This is a genomic window from Streptomyces sp. HSG2, assembly GCF_016598575.1.
GTDB lineage: Bacteria > Actinomycetota > Actinomycetes > Streptomycetales > Streptomycetaceae > Streptomyces.
In genome coordinates, this window is record NZ_CP066801.1 from 1,766,730 (window position 1) to 1,789,399 (window position 22,670).

At 74.0% G+C, this 22,670-nt stretch carries 17 protein-coding genes; 4 read left to right on the forward strand and 13 right to left on the reverse strand.

The window, feature by feature from the left end; genetic code table 11:
- Positions 1-71 precede the first annotated feature (71 nt).
- The 3 genes from JEK78_RS07240 to JEK78_RS07250 all read left to right on the forward strand — a co-directional run bounded on the left by JEK78_RS07240 (position 72) and on the right by JEK78_RS07250 (position 3,153).
- Complete coding sequence (locus tag JEK78_RS07240) at positions 72-1,244, forward strand: ATP-binding cassette domain-containing protein (protein ID WP_242483375.1); 1,173 nt, start codon at positions 72-74, stop codon at positions 1,242-1,244.
- On the forward strand, positions 1,241-2,179 hold the full coding sequence (locus JEK78_RS07245) for an ABC transporter permease (RefSeq protein ID WP_242483293.1): 939 nt from the start codon (positions 1,241-1,243) through the stop codon (positions 2,177-2,179). The genes JEK78_RS07240 and JEK78_RS07245 overlap by 4 nt, the downstream gene beginning before the upstream one ends.
- An 86-nt stretch (positions 2,180-2,265) precedes the next feature.
- The gene (locus tag JEK78_RS07250) at positions 2,266-3,153 is read left to right on the forward strand and encodes a glycine betaine ABC transporter substrate-binding protein (protein WP_200264031.1); all 888 of its coding nucleotides are present in this window, start codon (positions 2,266-2,268) and stop codon (positions 3,151-3,153) included.
- A gap of 20 nt (positions 3,154-3,173) precedes the next feature.
- Here the strand turns inward: JEK78_RS07250 and JEK78_RS07255 are convergent, their stop codons facing one another.
- From JEK78_RS07255 to JEK78_RS07295, 9 genes are all read right to left on the reverse strand, one after another.
- Positions 3,174-3,962, reverse strand: coding sequence for a S16 family serine protease (locus tag JEK78_RS07255; RefSeq protein WP_200263282.1), 789 nt, complete (start codon positions 3,960-3,962; stop codon positions 3,174-3,176).
- Between the two features lie 104 nt (positions 3,963-4,066).
- On the reverse strand, positions 4,067-4,708 hold the full coding sequence (locus JEK78_RS07260) for a helix-turn-helix domain-containing protein (RefSeq protein ID WP_200263283.1): 642 nt from the start codon (positions 4,706-4,708) through the stop codon (positions 4,067-4,069).
- Positions 4,709-5,005: 297 nt separating this feature from the next.
- A complete protein-coding gene (locus tag JEK78_RS07265) occupies positions 5,006-6,796 on the reverse strand; it encodes a DEAD/DEAH box helicase (RefSeq protein ID WP_200263284.1) in 1,791 nt (596 codons plus the stop codon).
- A 115-nt stretch (positions 6,797-6,911) separates the two neighbouring features.
- A complete protein-coding gene (locus JEK78_RS07270; RefSeq protein WP_200263285.1) occupies positions 6,912-8,504 on the reverse strand; it encodes an MFS transporter in 1,593 nt (530 codons plus the stop codon).
- Between the two features lie 152 nt (positions 8,505-8,656).
- Positions 8,657-10,972: a molybdopterin cofactor-binding domain-containing protein gene (locus tag JEK78_RS07275; protein ID WP_200263286.1), complete on the reverse strand. Its 2,316-nt coding sequence runs from the start codon at positions 10,970-10,972 to the stop codon at positions 8,657-8,659.
- Positions 10,969-12,846, reverse strand: coding sequence for a 2Fe-2S iron-sulfur cluster-binding protein (locus tag JEK78_RS23655; RefSeq protein WP_200263287.1), 1,878 nt, complete (start codon positions 12,844-12,846; stop codon positions 10,969-10,971). Before JEK78_RS23655 ends, JEK78_RS07275 begins: the two co-directional genes overlap by 4 nt.
- Entirely contained in the window at positions 12,843-13,736 is an 894-nt protein-coding gene (locus JEK78_RS07285) for an FAD binding domain-containing protein (protein ID WP_200263288.1), read from the reverse strand. Before JEK78_RS07285 ends, JEK78_RS23655 begins: the two co-directional genes overlap by 4 nt.
- Before the next feature lie 476 nt (positions 13,737-14,212).
- Entirely contained in the window at positions 14,213-14,497 is a 285-nt protein-coding gene (locus JEK78_RS07290) for a DUF3039 domain-containing protein (protein ID WP_200263289.1), read from the reverse strand.
- A gap of 30 nt (positions 14,498-14,527) precedes the next feature.
- Positions 14,528-15,106, reverse strand: coding sequence for a YqgE/AlgH family protein (locus JEK78_RS07295; protein ID WP_200263290.1), 579 nt, complete (start codon positions 15,104-15,106; stop codon positions 14,528-14,530).
- Positions 15,107-15,354: 248 nt separating this feature from the next.
- Here JEK78_RS07295 and murA point away from each other — a divergent pair, with 248 nt between their 5' ends.
- Complete coding sequence (gene murA / locus JEK78_RS07300; protein ID WP_200263291.1) at positions 15,355-16,701, forward strand: UDP-N-acetylglucosamine 1-carboxyvinyltransferase; 1,347 nt, start codon at positions 15,355-15,357, stop codon at positions 16,699-16,701.
- 124 nt (positions 16,702-16,825) lie between these two features.
- Here the strand turns inward: murA and JEK78_RS07305 are convergent, their stop codons facing one another.
- The 4 genes from JEK78_RS07305 to JEK78_RS07320 all read right to left on the reverse strand — a co-directional run bounded on the left by JEK78_RS07305 (position 16,826) and on the right by JEK78_RS07320 (position 22,647).
- Complete coding sequence (locus JEK78_RS07305) at positions 16,826-17,107, reverse strand: HU family DNA-binding protein (RefSeq protein ID WP_200263292.1); 282 nt, start codon at positions 17,105-17,107, stop codon at positions 16,826-16,828.
- A 370-nt stretch (positions 17,108-17,477) separates the two neighbouring features.
- Complete coding sequence (locus tag JEK78_RS07310) at positions 17,478-18,893, reverse strand: NAD-dependent malic enzyme (protein ID WP_200263293.1); 1,416 nt, start codon at positions 18,891-18,893, stop codon at positions 17,478-17,480.
- Positions 18,894-19,295: 402 nt separating this feature from the next.
- Entirely contained in the window at positions 19,296-21,593 is a 2,298-nt protein-coding gene (locus JEK78_RS07315; protein WP_200263294.1) for a UvrD-helicase domain-containing protein, read from the reverse strand.
- A gap of 265 nt (positions 21,594-21,858) precedes the next feature.
- The gene (locus JEK78_RS07320) at positions 21,859-22,647 is read right to left on the reverse strand and encodes a zf-HC2 domain-containing protein (RefSeq protein WP_277953065.1); all 789 of its coding nucleotides are present in this window, start codon (positions 22,645-22,647) and stop codon (positions 21,859-21,861) included.
- Between the last annotated feature and the right edge of the window lie 23 nt (positions 22,648-22,670).

Genomic DNA, 22,670 nt, shown 5'->3' on the forward strand with positions numbered 1-22,670 from the left:
GCGCGGGAGGGCGGCCACCCGGGCCGACATCCTCGGGGCGCGCGCCGGGCGAGGCGGCCGGCGGCGTCACGATCGAACTGCGCGGCCTCACCAAGACGTACCCCGACAGCCCTCGACCGGCCGTCGAGGACGTCTCGCTGGGGATCGAGGCCGGGGAGACGGTGGTCCTCGTCGGCCCCTCGGGCTGCGGCAAGTCCACCACACTGAAGATGATCAACCGTCTGATCGAGCCGACGGCGGGCCGGATCAGCATCGACGGGGAGGACGTCACCGGCATGGACCCGGTGCGGTTGCGCCGTCGCGTCGGGTACGCCATCCAGTCCTCCGGGCTCTTCCCGCACCTGACGGTGGCCCAGAACGTCGCCCTGGTGCCGCGAACGGCCGGCTGGGACAGGCGGCGGATCGCCGCACGGGTGTCGGAGATGCTCGACCTGGTCGGGCTCGACCCGGGAGAGTACCGGGAGCGCTACCCGAGGGAGCTCTCCGGCGGGCAGCGTCAACGGGTAGGCGTCGCCCGGGCGCTGGCCGCCGACCCGCCGGTGCTGCTGATGGACGAGCCCTTCGGCGCCGTCGACCCGGTCACCCGGGGGCACCTCCAGGACGAGCTGATCCGCCTCCAGGACGAGTTGCGGAAGACGATCGTCTTCGTCACCCACGACATGGACGAGGCGATCCGGCTGGGCGACCGGATCGCGGTCCTGCGCGAGCGCTCCCGGGTCGCCCAGTTCGACACCCCCGAGAGCATCCTGGCCCGCCCGTCCGACGCGTTCGTCGCCGGCTTCGTGGGAGCCGGCGCCGTGCTGAAGCGGCTGCACCTGGCGCGGGTCGGGGACGTGCCCCTCAGCGCGTGCGCGACCGGGCAGGAGGACGAACCCCCGCGGCGTCTCAGGGACCGACTCCGCGAAGCCGGCACCGCCGGATTGCTGCTGCTGGACCGACGACGGCGCCCCCTGGCCTGGCTGCGCGCGGACGCTCCGCCGCCGGACGGACGCCCGCCGGGAGAGTCCGGACGACCGGTCGGCGACACGGTCACCCCGGACGCCTCTCTCCGGGACGCCCTGGAGGCGGTGGTACGGGACGACTCCGGTCGGGTGGCGGTCACCGGGCCGCGCGGCGAGTACCTCGGCGTGATCGACATCGGGACGCTGACGGCGTCGGCGCGGGCCCTGTGGGAACGCGGCCCGGGGGAGGCGGCGCGGCGCGCGACCGGGCGGAACCGCCCCGGGAAGGGGAGTACGACGTGAGCGCCCCCTCCGAACCCTCCGAACGGCCGACCTCGGGGACGACGCCCGCCAGGACCCGACCGCCGCGCGGCGAACGCCCCGCCGTGGCGCCGGCCGCTCCCGGAGGCGGCGGGCCGGACACCGCCCGGGGAAGCGACCCGCCGGCCGGCGCCACGGCGTGTCGGACCCCCGAACCGGTCGGACGCGCCGCCGCGCCACCGCGCGTCACGTGGCCGAGGCTGATCCTCGTCCCGTCCGTGGTCACCATCGCCCTGATGGCGACCTGGCTGTGGTTCAGGCAGGCCGAGCTGGACCCGCTGAGTCGGAACGCCCTGGCCGACGGCAGGGTCACGGAGGCCCTTCGGGAACACGTGCGGTTGACGGCGGCGTCCGCCCTGCTCGTCCTGATCATCGCGGTTCCGCTGGGCGTCCTGTTGACCCGTCCGGCGCTGCGCCGCGCCTCTCCCCTGGTCCTGACACTCGCGAACATGGGCCAGGCCACCCCGGCGATCGGCCTGCTGGCCCTGCTCGTCGTCTGGCTGGGCGTCGGCAGCGGGACGGCGCTCATCGGCATCGTCGCCTACACGGTCCTGCCGGTGCTGTCGAACACCGTGGCGGGCCTGCGGGGCAACGATCCGGAGCTGCTGGAGGCGGCCCGGGGCATCGGGATGTCCGCGTGGGGTGTGCTGTTCCGGGTGGAGCTGCCGCTCGCCGTGCCCCTGATCCTGGCCGGCGTCCGCACCGCCCTCGTGCTCTGTGTCGGCACCGCTACCCTCGCCGTGTTCTGCGGTGGCGGCGGTCTGGGTGTGCTGATCACCGCGGGGGTCACCAGCAGGCGGATGCCGGTGCTCGTTCTCGGCTCGGTCCTCACGGTGACGCTGGCGCTCCTGGTGGACTGGCTGGCCTCGCTGGCCGAACTCTCGCTTGGTCCACGCGGCCTTCGGGAGGACCGGTGAGGCGCCGGGCGCGCCTCCGGCCGGCCGGGGTGTCCGCCGCCGCGCTCGCCGTCGTGGCGGGCTGCGGGCTCACCAGCGGTTCTCCGATGGCCGACGGGGTCGGCCCCGGCAGCGTCGGCCGTGGCAGGCCGCTGGCCGGCGCACATCTGACGGTCGTCTCCAAGGACTTCACCGAACAGCTGGTGCTCGGCGCGATCATGGGAATCGCCTTCCAGGCGGCGGGGGCCCGGGTGCTGGACCGCACCGGCGTGCAGGGCTCGATCGGTACCCGTGCCGCCGTGGAGAACGGCGACGCCGACGCGGCCTACGAGTACACCGGCACCGCCTGGATCACCTACCTGGGCCACAGCCGTCCCGTCCCGGGCGAACGCGCCCAATGGCGGGCCGTCCGCGACGAGGACCTGCGCAACGGGGTGACCTGGCTGCCGCCGGCGCCCCTGAACAACACCTTCGCGCTGGCGACCAACCGCCACCACCACCGGACCCACCGCACCGACACGCTCTCCGAGGTGGCCGAGTTGTCCCGGCGCGATCCGGACGCCGTGGCGCTCTGCGTGGAGAGCGAGTTCGCCAACCGCGAGGACGGTCTCCCCGGGCTGGCGCGGACCCACGGGATGGACCTCGCGCCGGGCCGTGTCACCCAGATGGACACCGGCGTCATCTACACCCAGACGGCGGAGGGGACCTGCGCCTACGGCGAGGTGTTCACGACGGACGGGCGGATCGAGGCGATGGACCTGGTGGTGATGGAGGATGACCGGGACTTCTTCCCGGAGTACAACGCGGCGCCGATGGTGCGCACCGCGACGATGGAGCGGTGGCCGGCCATCGCCGAGGTGCTGGCACCGGTGACCCGCGCGCTCACCGACAAGGTGGCGCGGTCGCTGAACGGCAGGGTCGACGTCGACGGGGACGACCCCCACCGGGTGGCCCTGGAGTGGATGCTGGAGGAGGGGTTCGTGACCCGGGGGTGAGCCAGGTGGGGCGGGGCGGGTCAGCAGGCCGGGACGGTGCCCTGGCCGGTCTCCAGCGCCGTGAGGGCGTCCACGGCGCCGTCGAGGGTCTCGACCGGGATCAGCCGCACCCCGTCCGGGAGCCCGTCCTCGGCGTCCGCGCACTCGGCTCGGGGTACCAGGAAGACGGTGGCGCCGTCGCGGGCGGCGCCCAGCGTCTTCAGGGGGACCCCGCCCACCGCGCCCACCTCCCCGTCCGAGGTGATGGTGCCGGTGCCGGCGATCACCCGGCCGCCGGTGAGGTCGCGGGTGTCGAGCTTGTCCACGATGCCGAGGGAGAACAGGAGTCCGGCGCTGGGCCCGCCGACGTCGGCGAGCCGCAGGGTGACGTCCACGTCGGCGGGGTCGAGGTCCAGGTAGTCCAGGGCGGCGTCGGTGGCGGCGTCCTGGGACTCGCGCATCTGTTCTCGGTTGAAGCGTTCGATCTCCCGTACGTCGTCGCCGCTGGGGTAGACGGCGTCCCGGGGCATGACCGCCTCGTCGGGATCGAACCAGCCGACGACGACGTCGCCGAAGGAGACGTCGGTGTCGGGGCCGGTCGCCTGGATGGTCGTCATCCGCAGTTGGCCGGTGGTCTCCTGGGTGGGGGCACCGGTGATGGTGATCACCTGGGTACCGCGATTCTCGCCCAGCACGTCCGCCGTCAGCCCGGGCCGCGCCACCGTGAAGGGCAGCGGGGTGAGCAGGGTGACCAGCAGCAGCGCGACGACGGGCAGCGCGCAGACGACGAGGACCCGGGGGCGGGTGAGGCGGAGGAACCGAGAGAGCACGAGGTCAATCTAACGCGGACGGGGTTCCTTCCCACGATCGGTGATCGGCACGCCCCCCGCGACCGCCCGGCTCCCGCCGCCCCGGGCGCCGCCCGACCGCCCGGTCAGGTCAGCGCCCGCGCGACATCGCGGGCCGCCTCCACCACCCGTGGCCCCACCTGTTCGGGGACGACTTCCGCCAGCATGACCACCCCGACACTGCCCTCGACGCCGGGTATCCCGAGGAGGGGCGCCGCGGCGCCGCAGGCGCCGGCCTCCAACTCGCCTCGGGTCAGGGTGTATTCGGGGCGCTGACCCCGCCCCTGCCGAGCGCCCAGTATCGCCTTGCCGGCCGCGCCCCGCTCCAGCGAGTGTCGGAAACCGGCCCGGTAGGCGACGTGGTAGTCCGTCCAACTGGGCTCGACCACGGCGACGGCCAACGCCTCGTCGCCGTCGACCAGGGTCAGGTGGGCCGTGGCGCCGATCTCCTCGGCCAGCGACCGCAGTGCGGGCATCGCGGCCTCGCGCACCAGGGGGTGCACCTGGCGGCCCAGTCCGAGGACGCCGAGCCCCACCCGGGCCCGGCCGCCGACATCGCGGCGAACGAGCGCGTGTTGCTCCAGGGTCGCCAACAGCCGATAGACGACCGTCCGGTTCACCCCCAGCCGTCGGGCGAGTTCGGTGACGGTGAGCCCCTGGTCGGTGTCGGCGAGCAGCTTGAGGACCCGCAGTCCCCTGTCGAGCGTCTGGGAGGTCTCCGCGGTCAAGACGCCCGCTCCTTCGGTGTGAGGTCGGCGGCCCGCGTCCCGGGCGCGTCGCCACGCCCCGAGAGGATCCGCTCCCCGCCGCCGATCGGCCGTCGGTCCGGTGACGTCCGGACCTGACTCGCCTCACGGCCGCGCTCCGCGGCGGCGCTGCCACGGGGCGTGCGCGTGCGTGGACACTAGCGAGACCGGTCCGCTCAGCGGAAGTCTCCGTCCAGAATCCGGGCGGAACCCCAGGGGGACCCTCCGTGTCTGTCCGGATACGTACCGCGCGAGCTCACGAGCGTGCGCCTCCCCGCGTCACCTCATCCGGGTCGCCCACTCCCGCACCTTCTCGATGCGCTGGCGCAGTTGGCCCGCGGTGGCCTCGGCGCTCGGCGGCCCCCCGCACACCCGGCGCAGCTCGGTGTGGACCACCCCGTGCGGCTTGCCGCTCTGGTGGACATATGCGCCGACCAGGTTGTTGAGTTCCCTGCGCAGTTCCATCATCTCCTTGTGGGAGACGACGGGCCTTCGCTCGGCGGGCAGTTCGAGCAGGTCGGCCTCCTCGTCGGGCTTCCTGCGGCTGTGCGCGATCTGCCGGGCCTGGCGTTTGCTCAGCAACAACTGGACCTGGTCGGGCTCCAGCAGCCCCGGGATGCCGAGGTAGTCCTGTTCCTCCTCGCTCCCCGGGTGCGCCTGCATGCCGAAATCGGCGCCGTTGTAGGTCACCCGGTCGAAGACGGCGTCGGACTCCAGCGCCTCGAAGGGGAGCGCGTCCTGGTCGCCGGTGTCCTCGTCCCGCTGCCGCTCCGCCTCCCGGAGCAGCCCCTCCTCCTCCGCGTAGGGGTCCTCCTCGCCGCCCTTGGCGGGCTTGTCCAGGACGTGGTCGCGCTCGCGCTCCATCTCGTTGGCGAAGCCGAGGAGATCCGGCACCGTCGGCAGGAAGACCGAGGCGGTCTCGCCGCGTCGCCGCGAGCGCACGAAACGCCCGACCGCCTGGGCGAAGAACAACGGCGTCGAGACGGTGGTGGCGTAGACGCCGACGGCGAGCCGCGGCACGTCCACCCCTTCGGAGACCATGCGCACCGCCACCATCCACCGTTCGGCGCCGGCGGCGAACGAATCGATCCGGCCCGAGGAGCCGGCGTCGTCCGACAGCACGACGGTGGCGGGCTCACCGGTGATCTCGCGGATCAGCTTGGCGTAGGCGCGCGCCGAGTCCTGATCGGCCGCGATCACGAGGCCCCCGGCGTCCGGGACGGACCTGCGCACCTCGGACAACCGTCGGTCGGCGGCCCGCAGCACCGCCGGCATCCACTCCCCGCGCGGATCGAGCGCCGTGCGCCAGGCCTGGCTGACGGCGTCCTTCGTCATCGGCTCGCCCAGGCGCGCCTCGATCTCGTCGCCGGCCTTGGTGCGCCAGCGCATGTTGCCGCTGTAGGAGAGGAAGATGACCGGGCGGACCACGCCGTCGGACAAGGCCGAGCCGTAGCCGTAGGTGTAGTCGGCGGCGGACCGTCGTATTCCGTCGCCGCCCTCCTCGTAGCGGACGAAGGGGATCGGGTTGGTGTCGGAACGGAAGGGCGTGCCGGTGAGCGCCAGACGCCGCGCGGCGGGCTCGAACGCCTCCTGGCAGGCCTCGCCCCAGGACTTGGAGTCGCCGGCGTGGTGGATCTCGTCGAGGATGACGAGGGTCTTGCGCTGCTCCACGCGGTTGCGGTGCAGCATGGGCCGCACGCCGACCCCGGCGTAGGTGACGGCGACCCCGTGGTAGTCCTTGCCCAGGGGCCCCGCGCTGTACTCGGGGTCGAGTCGAATCCCCACCCGAGCCGCCGCCTGCGCCCACTGCTTCTTCAGGTGCTCGGTCGGGGCGACGACGGTGACCTGGCGCACCACGTGATGGTGGAGCAGCCAGGAGGCGAGGGTCAGGGCGAAGGTGGTCTTGCCGGCGCCGGGGGTGGCGACCGCCAGGAAGTCCCGGGGCTGCTCCTGGAGGTACCTCTCCATGGCCCCCTGTTGCCAGGCGCGCAGTTTGCTCGCGGTGCCCCAGGGGGCACGGCCGGGGAAGGCCGGGGACAGGTGGTGCGAGGAGCTGGCGGTGGTAGTCACGGTCTCCGGAGGGGGTAGAGCGGTTCGGCCACGTACGACAACCGGGCCACCCTACCGGCGGGCCCGCACCGACGACTCCCGGACCGGGGACGGGCACCCGCCGGTGGGACCGACGTCACACCCGGGCCTCCGGCGTCCGGTCGGAGGCCCTCTCGGCGCCCGTCCGGTCCCCCGTCCTCGCGGCGACCGTCCCCGGCAGTGCCCGAGCCGTCGGCGCCGGCGGCACGAGCCGTCGGGTCAGCCAGGCCCCCGCCAGGGCCACCGCCGCCATCGGGAGGAAGACCGCCAGGAAGGCACCCGGCCGCGAGGCGGAGTGTCCGCCTACGGCGTGACCCACGGCTCCCCCGCCGAGGGTGGCGAAGGCCACACCGGCACCGGCGAGCAGCAGGATGTTGGCCAGGCCGTCCGAGATCTGAAGCGCGGCGGAGTCGCGCCCCGTCTCCCCGGGAGCGGAGAGCTTCAGCAGCAGCACGCTGGTCGAGGAGATCACCAACCCCATGCCGAAGCATCCGAACGCCCAGGCGACGGCCAACGTCACGGCGGGCACGGCCTCGACGAGCACACAGGGTGCCGCGGCGACGGCCGCGGCGACCAGCAGCATGCCCAGTGTCATCAGCCGCTCCCGGTGGGGCTCCGTCGCGGGACGGGCCTGGAGCCACGAGCCGAGCGCCCACGTCAGGCCCCCCGCCGCCAGCGACAGACCGGCCGACGTGGGGCTGAGACCGCGCTGGGTGACCAGCATCAACGGCACGAAGGACTCGGCGACGACGAAGGAGCCGGCCGCCACACCCCGAAGCAGGACCACGGAGGGCAGACCGCGTGCCGCGCGCAGGGTGCCGGGCGGCAGCAGCCCGCGAACGGAGGGCACCAACAGCGCCAGCCCGGCGGCGGCGGGCAGGAGTGCGATCAAGCGGCGGTCCTGGGCCGCGTACTGGAGGAGGCCCGCGCCGACCGAGACGGCGAGGGCGAGCCGCACACGCCGACGGTCCAGCGGCGCGCGGGTGTCGCCCCCGTCGGCCGCCGAGCCGGGCCCGGCCACACGCCGGCGGATGCGCGGGAGTGCCAGCGCCAGGGGGGCCAGGACCAGCAACGGGATGCCCAGGAACACCCAGCGCCACCCGAGATGCTCGGTCACGAGCCCGGCGGCCAGCGGACCGACCACGGAGGGCAGGATCCACCCGGCGGCCAGGGCGGCCATGAGCGCCGGGCGGAGTCGCTCGGGGTAGGCGCGCGCGATGACCACGTAGAGGGCCACGATGACCAAGCCCCCGCCGAGCCCCTGCACGGCGCGGCCCAGCAGGAAGGGCCACATGCCCCCGGCGGTCCCGGAGAGCACGAGCCCGCCCGCGAAAGCGAGGATGCCCCAGGCGAACGGCGCCGACGGACCGCGCCGGTCGGCCCACTGGCCGGAGACCACCATGCCGAACAGGCTGGTCGTGAAGTAGGCGGAGAACGCGAAGGCGTAGAGCGCGACGCCGTCCAGTTCGCGGGCCGCGACAGGCATCGCGGTGCCCACGGCCGTCGCCTCGAAGGCGATCAGGACGATGACCGAGACGATGCCGACGCTCAGGGCCCGATGCGCCCTGCCCAGCACGCCCTGGCCGCCGTGGTCGTTCGGATCCGTCGGCTCCGTCGGGCGCACCCCGGGACGGGGAGCGCCCTCGGTGTCGTCGGTGGCCTCACGGCCGCGCTTTCGGGGAAGGGACATGGCGGCAAGCGTAAGGGCCTCGATCGGCCATGGCCCCTGTCCGAGGGAGGGACTCGGACAGGGACATCGGTCCTAGGACTTGACGCGAAGGCCCGGCCGGCCGGGGGCGCCGGCGCCCCCGGCGGGGAAGTCCGCCGCCCGGCCCTTCCGTGTCAGCGCGCCGCCGTCACCACGGCGGCCTGGGGTCTGATCGGCAGCCGGTTGACCGGGCGACCGGTCGCCGCGCGCACGGCCGAGGCGACCGCGGCCGGGGAGGCCACCACGGGGACCGAACCGGCCGCCTTCGCCCCGAACGGGGCGACCACGTCGCGCTCCTCCACCAGCTTCACGATCCGGATGTCCGGAGCGTCCAGGGTCGTCGGCAGGGCGTATCCGGTCAGGTCGGGATGGCGGACGAGCCCTCGCGGGGAGCGCAGGTTCTCGGTGAGGGCGATTCCGACGCCCTGGGTGACGCCGGCCTCGATACGGGCCTCCAGCTGGGCCGGGTTCAGCACACGACCGACGTCTTGGGCGACCGACAGCTCGACCACGCGCACCGCGCCGATCTCGATGTCGACGTCCACCACGGCACGGATCGCGCAGAAGGCCATACCGACGAACGCGTCGCCCTGGCCCGCTTCGTCGAGCGGCTCGGTGGGGTGGGGGCGGCACTGGGCGGTGGCCCACAGTTCCTTGCCCTCCAGTTCCTCGGCGACGGTCGTCGAGAGCACTCCGTCGTAGGAGGTGATCTTTCCGTCGGCGATCTGAAGCAGCTCCGTGGACATACCGAACTTGTGGGCCAGCGGCTGCAACAGTTGGGTGCGCACCATCTTGGCGGCGCGCTCCACCGCGCCGGCGGAGACCCACGTGTGCCGACCTCGGCACCCGGGACCGGCCGGTGGCTGGTCGGTGTCGACGGGGGCCACCCGCACCTCCTCCACCCCGAGCGTCTCCTGCACGATCTGGCGTGCCAGCGTGGTGAAACCCTGTCCGGTCTCGACCGCCGCGCACAGCACCGTCGCGACGCCGCCCTGGACCTTGACCGTGGCCGTGGAGACCTCGTCGGTTCCCTCGGCCCCGAGCAGATGGACCATGCCGACGCCGTAGCCGACGCCCCTGCGCACCGCGCCGGGATCGCCCGCGCCCTCGGGGCCGCCGGGCAACATCCACTCCTCCTCGGGCAGGTCCTTGGGCAACGGCGGCAACGGCGCGTCCCGGACCGCCGCCAGGAGTTCGGCGACCGGGGCGGGACAGGTCACCGTCTGCCCGGTCGGCAGGACGTCCCCGGTGGCCAGGACGTTGCGCATGCGGACCTCGGCGGGGTCCAGGTCCAGCCGCCTGGCGATCTTGTCGAGTTGGGCCTCGTGGGCCGCGCACACCTGCATCGCGCCCTCTCCCCGGACGTGTCCGGAGGGCGGGTTGTTGGTGCGGACCGCCCACCCCTCGATGAAGGCGTTGGGCACGACGTAGGGACCGCAGGCGAAGGAGACGGCGGCGGCCAGAGCATCGGCGGAGGTGTCCGCGTAGGCGCCCGCGTCGAGCAGGATCTGGGCCTCCACCTTCACCAACCGACCTGTGGCATCGGCGTGGTGTCGGTAGCGCAGCAGCGTCGGATGCCGGTGGGCGTGACCGAGGAAGGACTCCTCCCGGGAGGCGCCGAGCTTGACCGGGCGGCCGGTCTTCAGGGCCAGCAGACCGAGCGGCAGTTGGAAGCCCTGGTCCTCCCGGTCGGCGGTGGCGCCAGGCACCCCGGTGACCACGATCCGCACCCGGTCGGCGGGGAGCCCGAGGCAGGCGGCGACGGTGTCGCGGTCGCCGTGCGGGTCGGTGGACGCCAGGTACAGCTCCACGCCCCCGTCGGGACGCGGCACCGCCAGGCCCGCCTCGGCCCCGATGGGTGCCGGGTCCTGACGTCCGACGCGATAGAGGCCCTCCACCACGATCTCCCCCACCGCCTCCGGGTCCCCGTGCCGAAGCGGGATGTGACGGATCAGATTGCCGTCCGGGTGCAGCGGTTCCGCCTCGAACGCCTGCTCGGGATCGGTCACCGGAGGGAGGACCTCGTACTCGACGATGACCGCCGCGGCGGCCATCCGCGCAGTGTCCGGGTGGTCGGCGGCGACGGCCGCGATGGGCTCCCCGTGGTGCCGCACCACCTCGGAGGCGAAGACCGGGCGGTCGGCCCTTCCCCTCCCGTGCAGCGGCGAACCGGGGACGTCCTCGTGGGTGACCACCATCCTGACCCCGGGCATCGCCCGGGCGTGGGAGGTGTCGATGGAGACGATCCGGGCGTGCGGGTGCGGGGAGCGCAGCACGGCCGCCCACAACAGTCCCTCGGCCCACAGATCGGCCGCGTAGGGAAAGGTCCCCTCGGCCTTCGCACCGGTGTCGTCGGACGGCAGCGAGGTGCCGAGGCCGTGGGGCACGGGCTGCGGACCGAGGCCCGCCCCCGTCGTCGCCGGCCGGTCGACGGCCGCTTCGTCGCTCACGCGAGACCTCCTTCCCGACGGTGGGCCGGGTCACCGAGGGGCCGGTCGGACCCCGGCTCCCCGAGGGCCTCGGGGAGCGTGCCGCCCCCACCCGGCCGGGCCTGGCGCGGGATACGTGCTTCCCGAGAACCGCGACCCGGCGGGCCCTCGGGCCCGGTGTCCTCGACCGGCATCGGGCCTCCGTCGTCGCCCTGGCCGGCGGAGCCGCGCTCGGCGACCACTTCTTCCACCGCCCGCAGCACGCCCCGGTACCCCGAGCACCGGCACAGGTTTCCGCAGAGGGCCTGACGCGCCTCCCGCGCCGTCGGGCGCGGGTTGCCCTCCAGGAGATCGTGCACGGTCATGGCGATCCCGGGCACGCAGAAGCCACACTGGACGGCCCCGCACCGGGCCAGGGCCCGTTGGACGTCCGAGGGACGGCCGTCGGCCGCCAGCCCCTCGACGGTGCGGACGTCGCCGCCGGCGGTCGTCACGGCCGGCACCAGACAGGAGGCGACCAGGCGACCGTCGACCTGGACGTTGCACGCCCCGCACTCGCCCTGCGAACAGCCGTCCTTGGCCCCGGCGAGGCCGAGCCGCTCCCGCAGCACGTACAGCAGCGACTCGCCGATCCACGCGTCGGTCACCGGGCGGTCGGTGCCGTTCACACGGAGCAGGTAGGAGGCGAGCGGGCGCTCGGGGTGCCCACCGGCGGCGCCCGACGACGCCGACTCCAGGACGACCTCGGAGGCGGTCCCTTCGGTGTCCGGGTCGACGGGCTCCGGGCGGGAGTCGGCGGGCCCGGTGGCGGGCGGGGACGCGTCCGGGGCGGAGGCGGTGGGGCGGTCCTCGGCGGGTGGCTTCCCCGCCGGCGAGGGGGCGGAGTACGAGGTCGACGGGGCGGAAGCGGCGGAGGCGGGCGAGGGCGCCGGGGTCCCCTCGGCGCCCTCGCCCGGCCCCGGGACCGCGGCGGCCGGGGGGCTCGTGTGGGTCGGCCGGCGGTCCCCCGCCCGGTCGGCGTCGGCAACCGAGGAAGCGGCGCCGCCCACCGGCGCGTCCGGGAGCGCGCCGAGTACCGCGCCGTCGGCGGACGCCGAACCCCGCCCCGCCTCGGGAGGCGGCTCCGCGGCGTCGTCCGCGACGGGGTCCGACGCCCGCCCGTCCGGCCCGCCCGACGCCGGCTCGGCGGGCCCGGACTCACCCGGGGCGGAGCCGTTCCGCCCCTCGGGCGGGCGTTCCTCGGGCGGTCCGACGACCTGCGGGACCGCGGCCCACGGCGCGGGCGCGCCCCCCGGCAACGTGTCGGGGGCGGACCCGGACCACCGGTCCGTGAACGACGTGGCGGTGAACTCGCCCGACTCCTCGGGCAGCTCACCCCCCGCCACCGGGATCGACCACTGCCCGGTCACGTCCTGACCGGGTGTCACCCCGGCCGTCTCGGGCGTTCCGACAGAGGGCGCCCCCGCCCATCCCTCGACGACCTCCGGTCCGTGTCCCCGATCGGGCGGCTCCTGTTCCGCGAGGCCCCACGGGTCGTGGGGGGGCCGCCGCCCGGCCGCGCCGTACGGGTCCTGGTAGCGGTCCGGATAGGGCTCGGGGGCGTCCGTCGGCGATCCCTCGACACCGTCGGGAGGCGTCGCCCGCGGGGCCCACCCGCTCCCGGTATCCGGGTCGGCCGGGGGCGAGGCGGCGATCGGCGGCGGGGTGTACCCGTGGCCCGGCGCGGCGAGCGGGCTGTCCGAACCCGCCAACAGCGCCTCCACACCGCCCTCGGGGAACTGCACGAAGGCGGTCGCACCGTCGTCGTACTCACCCTGGGGCAACGGGTCCCAGCGTCCGCCTCGGCGACCGGTGTCCCCTTCCGGGTGCCGCTCCGCGTGCTGGTCGTCGGTCACGACAGCGCCCTCTCCAGTGCTCGTCGGGCCAGCGCGGCGACGGTGCGCCGCAAGTGCAGTAGGGCCGGCGGGAACCGCCCCGGGGAGCCGTCCTCGGCGGGGGGCGGCTCGGGGACGCACGCCGCGGCGACGTACTCGCCGAAGGCCTGCGGTGCCTCGGGAACGATCGCGCGCTCGCCGTCCCAGTCGACCAGCCCGGCCACCCACTGCTCGGCGTCCAGAGGGCGCAACGGCACGGGGGCGACGGCCCCGACCGCGCACCGCACGGCGCGCCGGGCCGGGTCGAGGACGAGGGCCACGGAGGCCAGGGCCCGCCCGGGCCCCGTCCGCCCCGTGGCCTTCAGGAAGACCTGGGGCGCGTGGAGCAACGGCACCCGCACGTGGCCCACGAGTTCACCCGGACGGATCGGCTCCATGCCGGCCAACAGATGGGACACCGGGATCTCCCGGCGCGCCCCCTCGGGGCCCGCGATGACCAGCGTGGCCTCCAGGGCGGCGAGCACCGGCAGCGCGTCGCCCGTCGGAGCCGCCGAGGCGATGTTTCCGCCCAGGGTGCCGGCGTTGCGGATGTGCGGGGGCCCGGCGGCGCGGGCGGCGGCCGCGAGGGCGGGGATGAGGGCGGCGAAGTCCGGGCGGCCGATGCGGGCGTGGGTGAGGCCGGCACCGAGCAGGGCGTTGCCGTCCTGGTACTGCCAGCCGCGGATCTCGCTGATCCGCCCGAGACCGACGAGCGCGGCGGGGCGGAGCTGTCCGGAGTTGACGGCGGCCATCAGATCGGTGCCGCCGGCCACGGGGACCGCCGCGGGCATGGCGGCGAGCGCCGCCACGGCCTCGTCCAGCGTCGCGGGCAAGGTGACGGCCTGCTCCGCCTGCGGTGTGCGCGTGCTCAAACCGGCTGCCCCTTCCCGCTGTCCCACCGGGTCCCCTGTGCTGCCGTACCGTACGTGCTGACAGGGCGCACGTGGCAACTCTGGCACATCTTCGCGCAGGCGGGACGCGAGGGTCCGCAAGGCGGTATTCGCCCGCGCCACCTGCGGAATGACCGGTTTGGCCGAGACTCCGCCACGGCGTCGGGTGTCGGGCAGATTGCCACTCCCCGGTGACGCGCGGGGCGTTCTTTCCCACCCCCGTCTCCGGCCCGGCACCTTGACTACGCGTCGGTCGACCTCCCTGCGGCGCGGGGTGGGCCCCTTCCGCCACCCGCGGGAGGGTCGGTGCGTCGGCGGCGCTCGGGCGGCAGGCACTCGCCGAGGTCGGGCGCGACGGTGACGGTCGGGTGACCCGGACGGCGCACGGGCCCCGAGCGCGTCGGAGGACGCACCCGGGGCCCGCGGTACCCGAGGTCGAACGGCCCGCTCGGGGCGGACTACTTCCCGCCGCCGTCCTTGCCCTCGTCGCCGCCGGCGCTCATCGACTCGTAGATCTCCTTGCACATCGGGCACACCGGGTACTTCTTCGGGTCCCGGCCCGGCACCCAGACCTTGCCGCACAGCGCCACGACGGGGGTGCCGTCGAGGGCACTCGCCATGATCTTGTCCTTCTGGACGTAGTGGGCGAAGCGCTCGTGGTCGCCGTCGCCGTGCGACACCTGCGGTGTCGGCTCTACGAGGGTCCCCGTACCAGTCCCGCGCTCGGGCTCGTGAGTGCTCATAGCTGCCAAGGGTACTGAAGGCCCGGTGCTTCAGTTGAGCGACGGGTCGTCGGGGTAGGTGGCCACCATCGCCAGTTCTCCGCGTTGCCGACGGAGCACCTCGCGCCAGAGCCGCTCGGGCGCCGGGGAGGAGACGTCGCCCGGTTCGGACTCCACGACGTACCAGGCGCCGTCCGTCAACTCGCCCTCCAGCTGGCCCGGCCCCCACCCCGCGTACCCCGCGAAGATCCGCAGCGACCCCACGGCGGACGCCAGCAGCTCGGGCGGGGCCTCCAGGTCCACCAGACCGATGGCGCCGCGCACCCGGCGCCACCCCGGGGGCTCGCCCCCGTCGGCACCGCCCCCGGGCACCACCGCGACGCCGAGCGCGGAGTCGAGCGACACGGGCCCGCCCTGGAAGACGACACCGGGCTCGCCGGTCAGGGCCGACCAGCCCTCCAGGATGGTGTCTACCCCGACCGGCGTTGGCCGGTTGAGCACGACGCCGAGCGAGCCCTCGTCGTCGTGGTCGAGCACGAGCACCACCGCGCGGTCGAAGTTCGGGTCCGCCAGGGCGGGTGTGGCCACGAGCAGCCGCCCGGCGAGCGAGGACATGGACACCTCGGTCATGGGGGACATGATCCCGCATCGTCGCCCTCCGTGGGGAGGGGATGCGCGGCACCGGAGTGAAGCCGGCCGTCGCGACGTGCTCCGGACACGCCCGCCCCGGGTGCCGTGACACCGGGTGCCGAGGGTCGCACCACCCGTGTTGTGACAGAGCCATGACGTGCCCGCCCGAGCGCGGGCGTGGGAGCCGGGGGCGCCGGGCGATTACGCTGTGCCCTTGACCCCTGCCCCTTCCACGGAACGCGAGATCCATGACCGTCAACGGCGCTGACGACGTAATGCTGGTCCACGGCGGGACCCCCCTGGAAGGCGAGATCCGGGTCCGCGGCGCGAAGAACCTGGTCCCGAAGGCCATGGTGGCCGCGTTGTTGGGCAGCGCGCCGAGCCGGCTGCGCAATGTGCCGGACATCCGGGACGTCAGGGTCGTCCGCGGCCTGCTCCAGTTGCACGGGGTGACGGTCCGCCCCGGGGAGGAACCGGGCGAACTGGTGCTCGACCCGACGTACGTGGAGAGTGCCAACGTCGCGGACATCGACGCCCACGCGGGCTCCAGCCGGATCCCGATCCTCTTCTGCGGCCCGTTGCTGCACCGTCTGGGCCACGCCTTCATCCCGGGCCTGGGCGGCTGCGACATCGGGGGCCGGCCCATCGACTTCCACTTCGACGTGCTGCGGCAGTTCGGCGCGACGATCGAGAAGCGGGCGGACGGCCAGTACCTGGAGGCTCCGCAGCGCCTGCGCGGCACCAAGATCCGCCTGCCCTATCCCTCGGTGGGCGCCACCGAGCAGGTGCTGTTGACCGCCGTGCTGGCGGAAGGCGTGACGGAGCTGTCCAACGCGGCCGTCGAGCCGGAGATCGAGGACCTGATCTGCGTATTGCAGAAGATGGGCGCGATCATCGCGATGGACACCGACCGCACGATCCGGGTGACCGGCGTGGACCGGCTCGGCGGCTACAACCACCGCGCGCTGTCGGATCGCCTGGAGGCGGCCTCCTGGGCCTCCGCGGCGCTGGCGACCGAGGGCAACATCTACGTCCGGGGCGCGCAGCAGCGCTCCATGATGACCTTCTTGAACACCTACCGGAAGGTCGGCGGCGCCTTCGAGATCGAGGACGACGGCATCCGGTTCTGGCACCCGGGCGGCCAGTTGAAGTCGATCGCCCTGGAGACCGACGTGCACCCCGGATTCCAGACCGACTGGCAGCAGCCCCTGGTGGTGGCGCTGACGCAGGCCACGGGCTTGTCCATCGTCCACGAGACGGTGTACGAGTCGCGCCTGGGATTCACCTCGGCGCTGAACCAGATGGGCGCGCACATTCAGCTCTACCGGGAGTGTCTGGGAGGTTCCGACTGCCGTTTCGGCCAGCGGAACTTCCTCCACTCGGCGGTCGTGTCCGGACCCACCAAGCTTCAGGGCGCCGACCTCGTCATCCCCGATCTACGGGGTGGCTTCTCCTACCTCATCGCCGCGCTCGCCGCACAGGGCACCTCGCGAGTGCACGGCATCGAGCTGATCAACCGAGGCTACGAGAACTTCCAGGACAAGCTGGTGGACCTGGGCGCGAAGGCGGAACTGCCCGGCAAGGCGCTGGGCTGACGATCGGCCCGCGCCGCCCGGGTCGGGGCACGCGCGAGGGGGCGGTCACCTCGTCGAGGTGGCCGCCCCCGGCGCGCTCAGCGTTCCCCGTCGACCGCCCTCGCGTGGCGCGGGGACGACGGGATCACTTGCCCTTGGCGGCTTCCTTGAGCTTGGAGCCGGCGGAGACCTTCACGCCGTAGCCGGCGGGGATCTGGATGGGCTCACCGGTCTGGGGGTTACGGGCGGTGCGGGCCGCCCGGTGGGTGCGCTCGAAGGTGAGGAAGCCGGGGATGGTGACCTTCTCGTCCCCCTTGGCGACGATGTCGCCGACGACGTCGGCGAACGCGGCCAGCACGGCGTCGGCGTCCTTGCGGGTCACCTCGGCGCGGTCGGCCAGCGCGGCCACCAGCTCACTGCGGTTCATGTTGTTACTCCCGTGTTCTTCTTGCCGTTGCGGCGTGCCACGCGGCCCGGCCGCAGGATGGGCACGGCCAAGCCGATGCTGCCAGGGTCCCTGGTGAGTCCCGGACCCGGGTCCGTCACCGAACCCCCGCGCCCAGGGAGGCATCCTGCCCGCACCCACGGCGCTAAAGCCAATCCGGTACCCCCGGGGAGTCGTGAGAACACCCAGGGGATTCACACGATCGCGGGGGCCTGAGCCTGGCCGCCACACTAGAGGGCGCCCCGCTCACGCCGGTTCCGCGACGCGCCGGGGCGACGGCCGTGGTACTCCTCACAGCGGCGGCCCGGCGCCGCCCGGGGCCGGGCCCCGGGCGGGGGAGGGCCGGGTCGGGTCAGGTCCCGGCCACGGCCTCCTTGGCCGCGTCCCGCACCGCGCCCGCGACGGCTCCGGCGACCTTGTCGTTGAAGACGCTCGGGACGATGTAGTTCGGGTTCAGCTCGTCCTCGGTGACCACGTCGGCCAGGGCCTGTGCGGCGGCCAGCATCATCTCCGTGGTGACGGTGTGGGACTGGGCGTCCAGCAGGCCCCGGAAGACACCCGGGAAGACCAACACGTTGTTGATCTGGTTGGGGAAGTCGGAGCGCCCGGTGGCGACGACCGCCGCCGTCCGGCGGGCGACGGCCGGGTCGATCTCGGGGTCGGGGTTGGCGAGCGCGAAGACGACGGCTCCGTCGGCCATGGCCGCCACGTCGTCGCCGTCGAGGACGTTGGGGGCCGAGACGCCGATGAAGACGTCGGCACCGCGCACCGCCTCCTTGAGGGTGCCGGTGAGGCCCTCGGGGTTGGTGTTGTCGGCGATCCAGCGGAGCGCCGAGCCCGGGGCCGCGTCCACCAGGTCGGCGCGACCGGCGTGCACCACGCCGTGGATGTCGGCGACGACGGCGTTCTTCACCCCGGCGGCGACCAACAGTCGGAGGATGGCGGTGCCGGCGGCGCCGGCCCCGGACATCACCACGCGGACCCCCTCGATGCCCTTGCCGACCACGCGCAGGGCGTTGGTGAGGGCCGCGAGGACGACGATCGCGGTGCCGTGCTGGTCGTCGTGGAAGACGGGGATGTCCAGCGCCTCGCGCAGCCGGGCCTCGATCTCGAAGCAGCGCGGAGCGGAGATGTCCTCCAGGTTGATCCCGGCGAAGCCCGGCGCGATGGCCTTGACGATCTCGACGATCGCGTCCGTGTCCTGGGTGTCGAGGCAGATCGGCCAGGCGTCGATGCCGGCGAACCGCTTGAACAGGGCCGCCTTGCCCTCCATGACGGGAAGGGCGGCCTGCGGGCCGATGTTGCCCAGGCCGAGGACCGCGGAGCCGTCGGTGACCACGGCGACGGCGTTCCGCTTGACGGTGAGCCTGCGGGCGTCCTCGGGGTTCTCCGCGATGGCCATGCAGACGCGGGCCACGCCCGGCGTGTAGACCATCGAGAGGTCGTCGCGGTTGCGGATCGGGTGCTTGGACGCCATCTCGATCTTGCCGCCCAGGTGCATGAGGAAGGTGCGGTCGGAGACCTTGCCGAGGCTGACTCCTTCGATGCCGCGCAGCTTCTCGACGATCTCGTCGGCGTGGGTGGTGGAGCTGGCGGCCACCGTGACGTCGATGCGGAGCTTCTCGTGGCCGGAAGCGGTGACGTCGAGGCCCGTCACCGAGCCGCCGGAGGACTCCACGACGTTGGTGAGCTGCGAGACGGCGGTCCCGCTCGCTGGCACCTCCAGCCGGACCGTCATCGAGTAGGAGACGCTGGGCGCCGTTGCCATGACCGACTTCCTCTTCTATCCACCGTAGAGCTTGTTGTGCCGTCCGATCGTCGCACCTACCGACGAGTACACGGTAGTCGCGTGATGTTGCGCACGTTTCGGAGGCGCGGGGGCCGGGAAACACCGGGTGCCCGCCCCGCGAGAACACGCACTCCTCCCCCGCGTGGTGCCCCGACGGCGGGGCACCGAGGCGGCTCGCCCAGCGGGCCTGGACACCGGCCGTCGGTTTGTTACCGTGGAGGCGGCACCGGCTCGATCCAAGCCCCCGGGCCCAACCTTCGTCGCTTCGAGCGACCACTTGCCGCGAGGCGAGCATGGCGGGTCGGTGCCGCTGGAATCCCGGCGCGTGAGCGCCCAGAGGCCCGCGCCGAGCACCCCGGCGCGGGCCTCTTCATCGCCCCGTCAGTCGCGCAGCAGGTCCGGCACCCCCGCGCGGTCGGGATCGTCCCGTGCGCCGGACACGACCGTCAGCCGCTGGGTGGCCCGGGTCAGGGCGACGTAGAGCACACGCAGGCCGGCCGGGGACTCGTCCGCGATCTCGGCCGGCGAGACGACGACCGTGGCGTCGTACTCCAGTCCCTTCGCCTCCAGGCTGCCGAGGGCCACCACCCGGTCGCCCGCCCCCGCGAGCCACGTGCCGGCCTCCCGTCTGCGGTCCATGGCGACCACGACGCCGACGGTCCCCTCGACCAGGCCGAGCAGGCGCTCCGCCTCGGCGCGGACCGTGCCGCCGAGCGAGTTTTCGACGGCGACGAACCTCGGCGCGACGCCGGTGGAACGCACCGCCGAGGGGGGCTCGGAGCCGGGCATGGCCAGGGCGAGCACCCGGGAGGCCAGCTCGGCGATCTCCGCCGGATTGCGGTAGTTCACCGTCAGTCGGAAGAGGCGGCGGGGGCGGGTCCCCAGGGCCTCGTCGCGCGCCAGGGACGCCTCCTCCGGGTCGGACCAGGAGGACTGGGCCGGGTCCCCGACCACCGTCCAGGTGGCGTGTCGGCCTCGGCGGCCCACCATCCGCCACTGCATCGGCGTCAGGTCCTGTGCCTCGTCGACGATGACGTGCGCGTACTCGGTCCGCTCCCGGGCAAGGCGCTCGGCCCGCTCCCGGCCGGTCTCCTCGGTCCTCGGCATCAGTTCCCGCACCCCGGTGAGTTCTTCCTGTTCCTCGGACTCCCGCCGGCGTCGGGGGCGGGCCGGAGCACCGAGGAGCGAGTGCAGCTCGTCCAGGAGGGCGACGTCGTGGACCGAGTGGCCGTCGCGGGCCAGGGAGCGGGCGACCCGCCGGGCCTCGCCGGGCGTCAGCACCCGGCGGGCCCAGCGGGCCAGGCGCCGCTCGTCGGCCATGGCCGCCAGGACTCCCGCGGGCGTCAGCTCGGGCCACCAGGCGTCGAGAAAGGCGACGAAGGAGTCCTCCTCGACCACGTCCTCGTCGAAGGAGGCGCGCAGTTCGGCGGCGAACGCGGGATCGGTGTGCCTCGCCTCGGCACCCGAGCGGGCCCACAGGGCGTCCAGCAGCAACCGTCGGGCCCGGGGGCGCAGGAGGTTGACCGGTGCCGTGCCGCCGAGAGCGGCGCGACGGATCTCCGCCAGCTCCTCGCTCCCCAGCTCCAGCCGTCGACCGAAGGCGACCACGCGCAACGACGCCGACGCGTCGTTCAGCTCCAGAGTGCCCCGGGCGGCCCGGCGCAGGACCTTGGACATCCGGGCGGAGCCCTTGGCGCGGGCCGTGGCGGGTGTGTCGTGGAGCGTGGCCTCGGTACCGTCCACCAGCGACCCCAGGGCACGGATGGCGACCTGTCCCTCCTCGCCGAGCGACGGCAGCACGCCCTCGGTGTAGGCGACCAGCAAAGGCGTCGGGGAGACGATCAGGATGCCCCCGGCGTAGCGGCGCCGATCCTGGTAGAGCAGGTAGGCGGCGCGGTGCAGGGCGACCGCGGTCTTGCCGGTGCCCGGGCCGCCCTCCACCTGGGTCACCGAGGCCGCCGGGGCACGGATCACCAGGTCCTGCTCGGCCTGGATGGAGGCGACGATGTCCCGCATGCTGTGCGAACGGGCCCGGCCGAGGGCGGCCATCAGCGCGCCGTCCCCGACGACGGGAAGCTCCCGGCCGTCGAGCAGGGCCGTCAGCTCCGGGCGCATCAGATCGTCCTCGACGCCGAGCACCCGCCGGCCCCTGGAGCGGATCACCCGGCGCCGGACGACGCGGCCGGGGTCGACCGGGGTCGACCGGTAGAAGGGGGCGGCTGCCGGCGCCCGCCAGTCGATGACCAGTGGCGCGTACTCGGCGTCGAGGACGCCGATCCGACCGATGTGAAGGGTCTCGGCGATGTCGGCCGTGCCGTCCGATCGCACCACCCCCGGCGCGGGCTCGACAGCCGTGTAGGCGCCGTCGGGGCCCTTGGCACCGTCCGCGCCTTCCAGGAGGTCGACCCGGCCGAAGAGGAAGTCCTCGAACTCGCTGTTCAACCGATGGAGGTGGACGCCGGCCCGGAAGACCTGGGCGTCCCGCTCGGCCAGCGCCCCGGGCGTTCCGACCTGCCCGCGCCGGGCCGCGTCGTCCATCAGGAACTCGGCCTCGTGGATCTTCTCTTCCAGGCGACGATAGACCCGGTCCAGGTGCTCCTGTTCCCCGCGGATCTCTCGGTCGCGTACGGAGTCCTGGACCGGCTCCGCCGCCGAGTCGTGTTGCGCCTGCGCGGCCACCCGGGCCCCCTTCTGACGTGCTGGGCAGCCGTCAACCGTACGCGAAAGGGGCGCGCGAGGCCACGGCCCCGCCACCGAGTCCTGTTCGCGGCGCACCGGACCTCGGCCCGGTGGTGAAGCGCCGGACCGGCGGTGTCGGCCTGCCGAGCGCGGGTGGGACGGGCACCCGTGCCCGCACCGCGCGGCGAAGCGGGAACCCGCCCGAGGCACCGACCCATCCGGCGGGAGCGGGCGGGAATCCCCGGCCCGGAGGCCGGGGAGGGTCTCACGCGTCGACCTCCACGAAGACGTCCCCGTCTCCGTCGACCACCTCGAAGTGGTCGATCCGGTCCGGCGCGAACGCGGATCCGCCGTGGACGTAGAGCGGCTCCGCGCCACGCCCCTCCGCCGCCCCCGGGATGCCGTAGCCCCACTCGGGGACCGACCAGTTCGTCACCGCCTCCCGCTCGCCGTCGTCACCGACGACGATCAGGGTGCACTTCTCCGGCCCCTTGACGTTCTTCAGCTCCAGCACCATGTGGGTGCCCCAGTCCTTCTCCTCCACCGCCACGGTCGCGGTGACCTCGGTCTCGGGGTCGGTCGCGCTGAAGCGGTCGGGGAGCGCGGCGAAGGCGGAGGCGGCCGGTGCGGCCTCCGGCGCGGCGGAGGTCGGCCGGTTGACGACCTCGCCGTCGGCTGCGCCGCCGGTCGTCGCCACCGCGGCGAACGGGCCCCCGATGATCAGCGCGGCGGCCGTGCCGACCAGGTAGAGGTTGCGGCGCCGCTTGCGGGCCCGACGCTCGGCGACCTCGTCGACCAGCTTCTCCGCGAGTCGGGGGCCGGGTCGGGCCGACAGCGACTCGCCGACGGCCGGTGTACCGGAACCGGGGAGGTCGGCGAGGGCGGCCAGCATCGGTTCCATGCCGGCCAACTCGTCCAACTGCTGAGCGCACCATTCGCAGCCGGCGAGATGCGTCTCGAAGGCGGACGCCTCGACGTCGTCGAGAATTCCCAACGCGTAGGCGCCGACCGTCTCGTGTTCGTTCGGAACTGTCGATCCCTGTATGGGGCCCATGGGACCAGAGTTACCCATGCCGC

Coding starts and splice junctions, on each gene's coding strand:
- JEK78_RS07290 (WP_200263289.1), bottom strand. CDS start 14,497: ATGAGCACTCACGAGCCCGAGCGCGGGACTGGTACGGGGACCCTCGTA.
- JEK78_RS07270 (WP_200263285.1), bottom strand. CDS start 8,504: ATGTCCCTTCCCCGAAAGCGCGGCCGTGAGGCCACCGACGACACCGAG.
- JEK78_RS07295 (WP_200263290.1), bottom strand. CDS start 15,106: ATGACCGAGGTGTCCATGTCCTCGCTCGCCGGGCGGCTGCTCGTGGCC.
- JEK78_RS07310 (WP_200263293.1), bottom strand. CDS start 18,893: ATGGCAACGGCGCCCAGCGTCTCCTACTCGATGACGGTCCGGCTGGAG.
- JEK78_RS07250 (WP_200264031.1), top strand. CDS start 2,266: ATGGCCGACGGGGTCGGCCCCGGCAGCGTCGGCCGTGGCAGGCCGCTG.
- JEK78_RS07305 (WP_200263292.1), bottom strand. CDS start 17,107: ATGAACCGCAGTGAGCTGGTGGCCGCGCTGGCCGACCGCGCCGAGGTG.
- murA (WP_200263291.1), top strand. CDS start 15,355: ATGACCGTCAACGGCGCTGACGACGTAATGCTGGTCCACGGCGGGACC.
- JEK78_RS07320 (WP_277953065.1), bottom strand. CDS start 22,647: ATGGGCCCCATACAGGGATCGACAGTTCCGAACGAACACGAGACGGTC.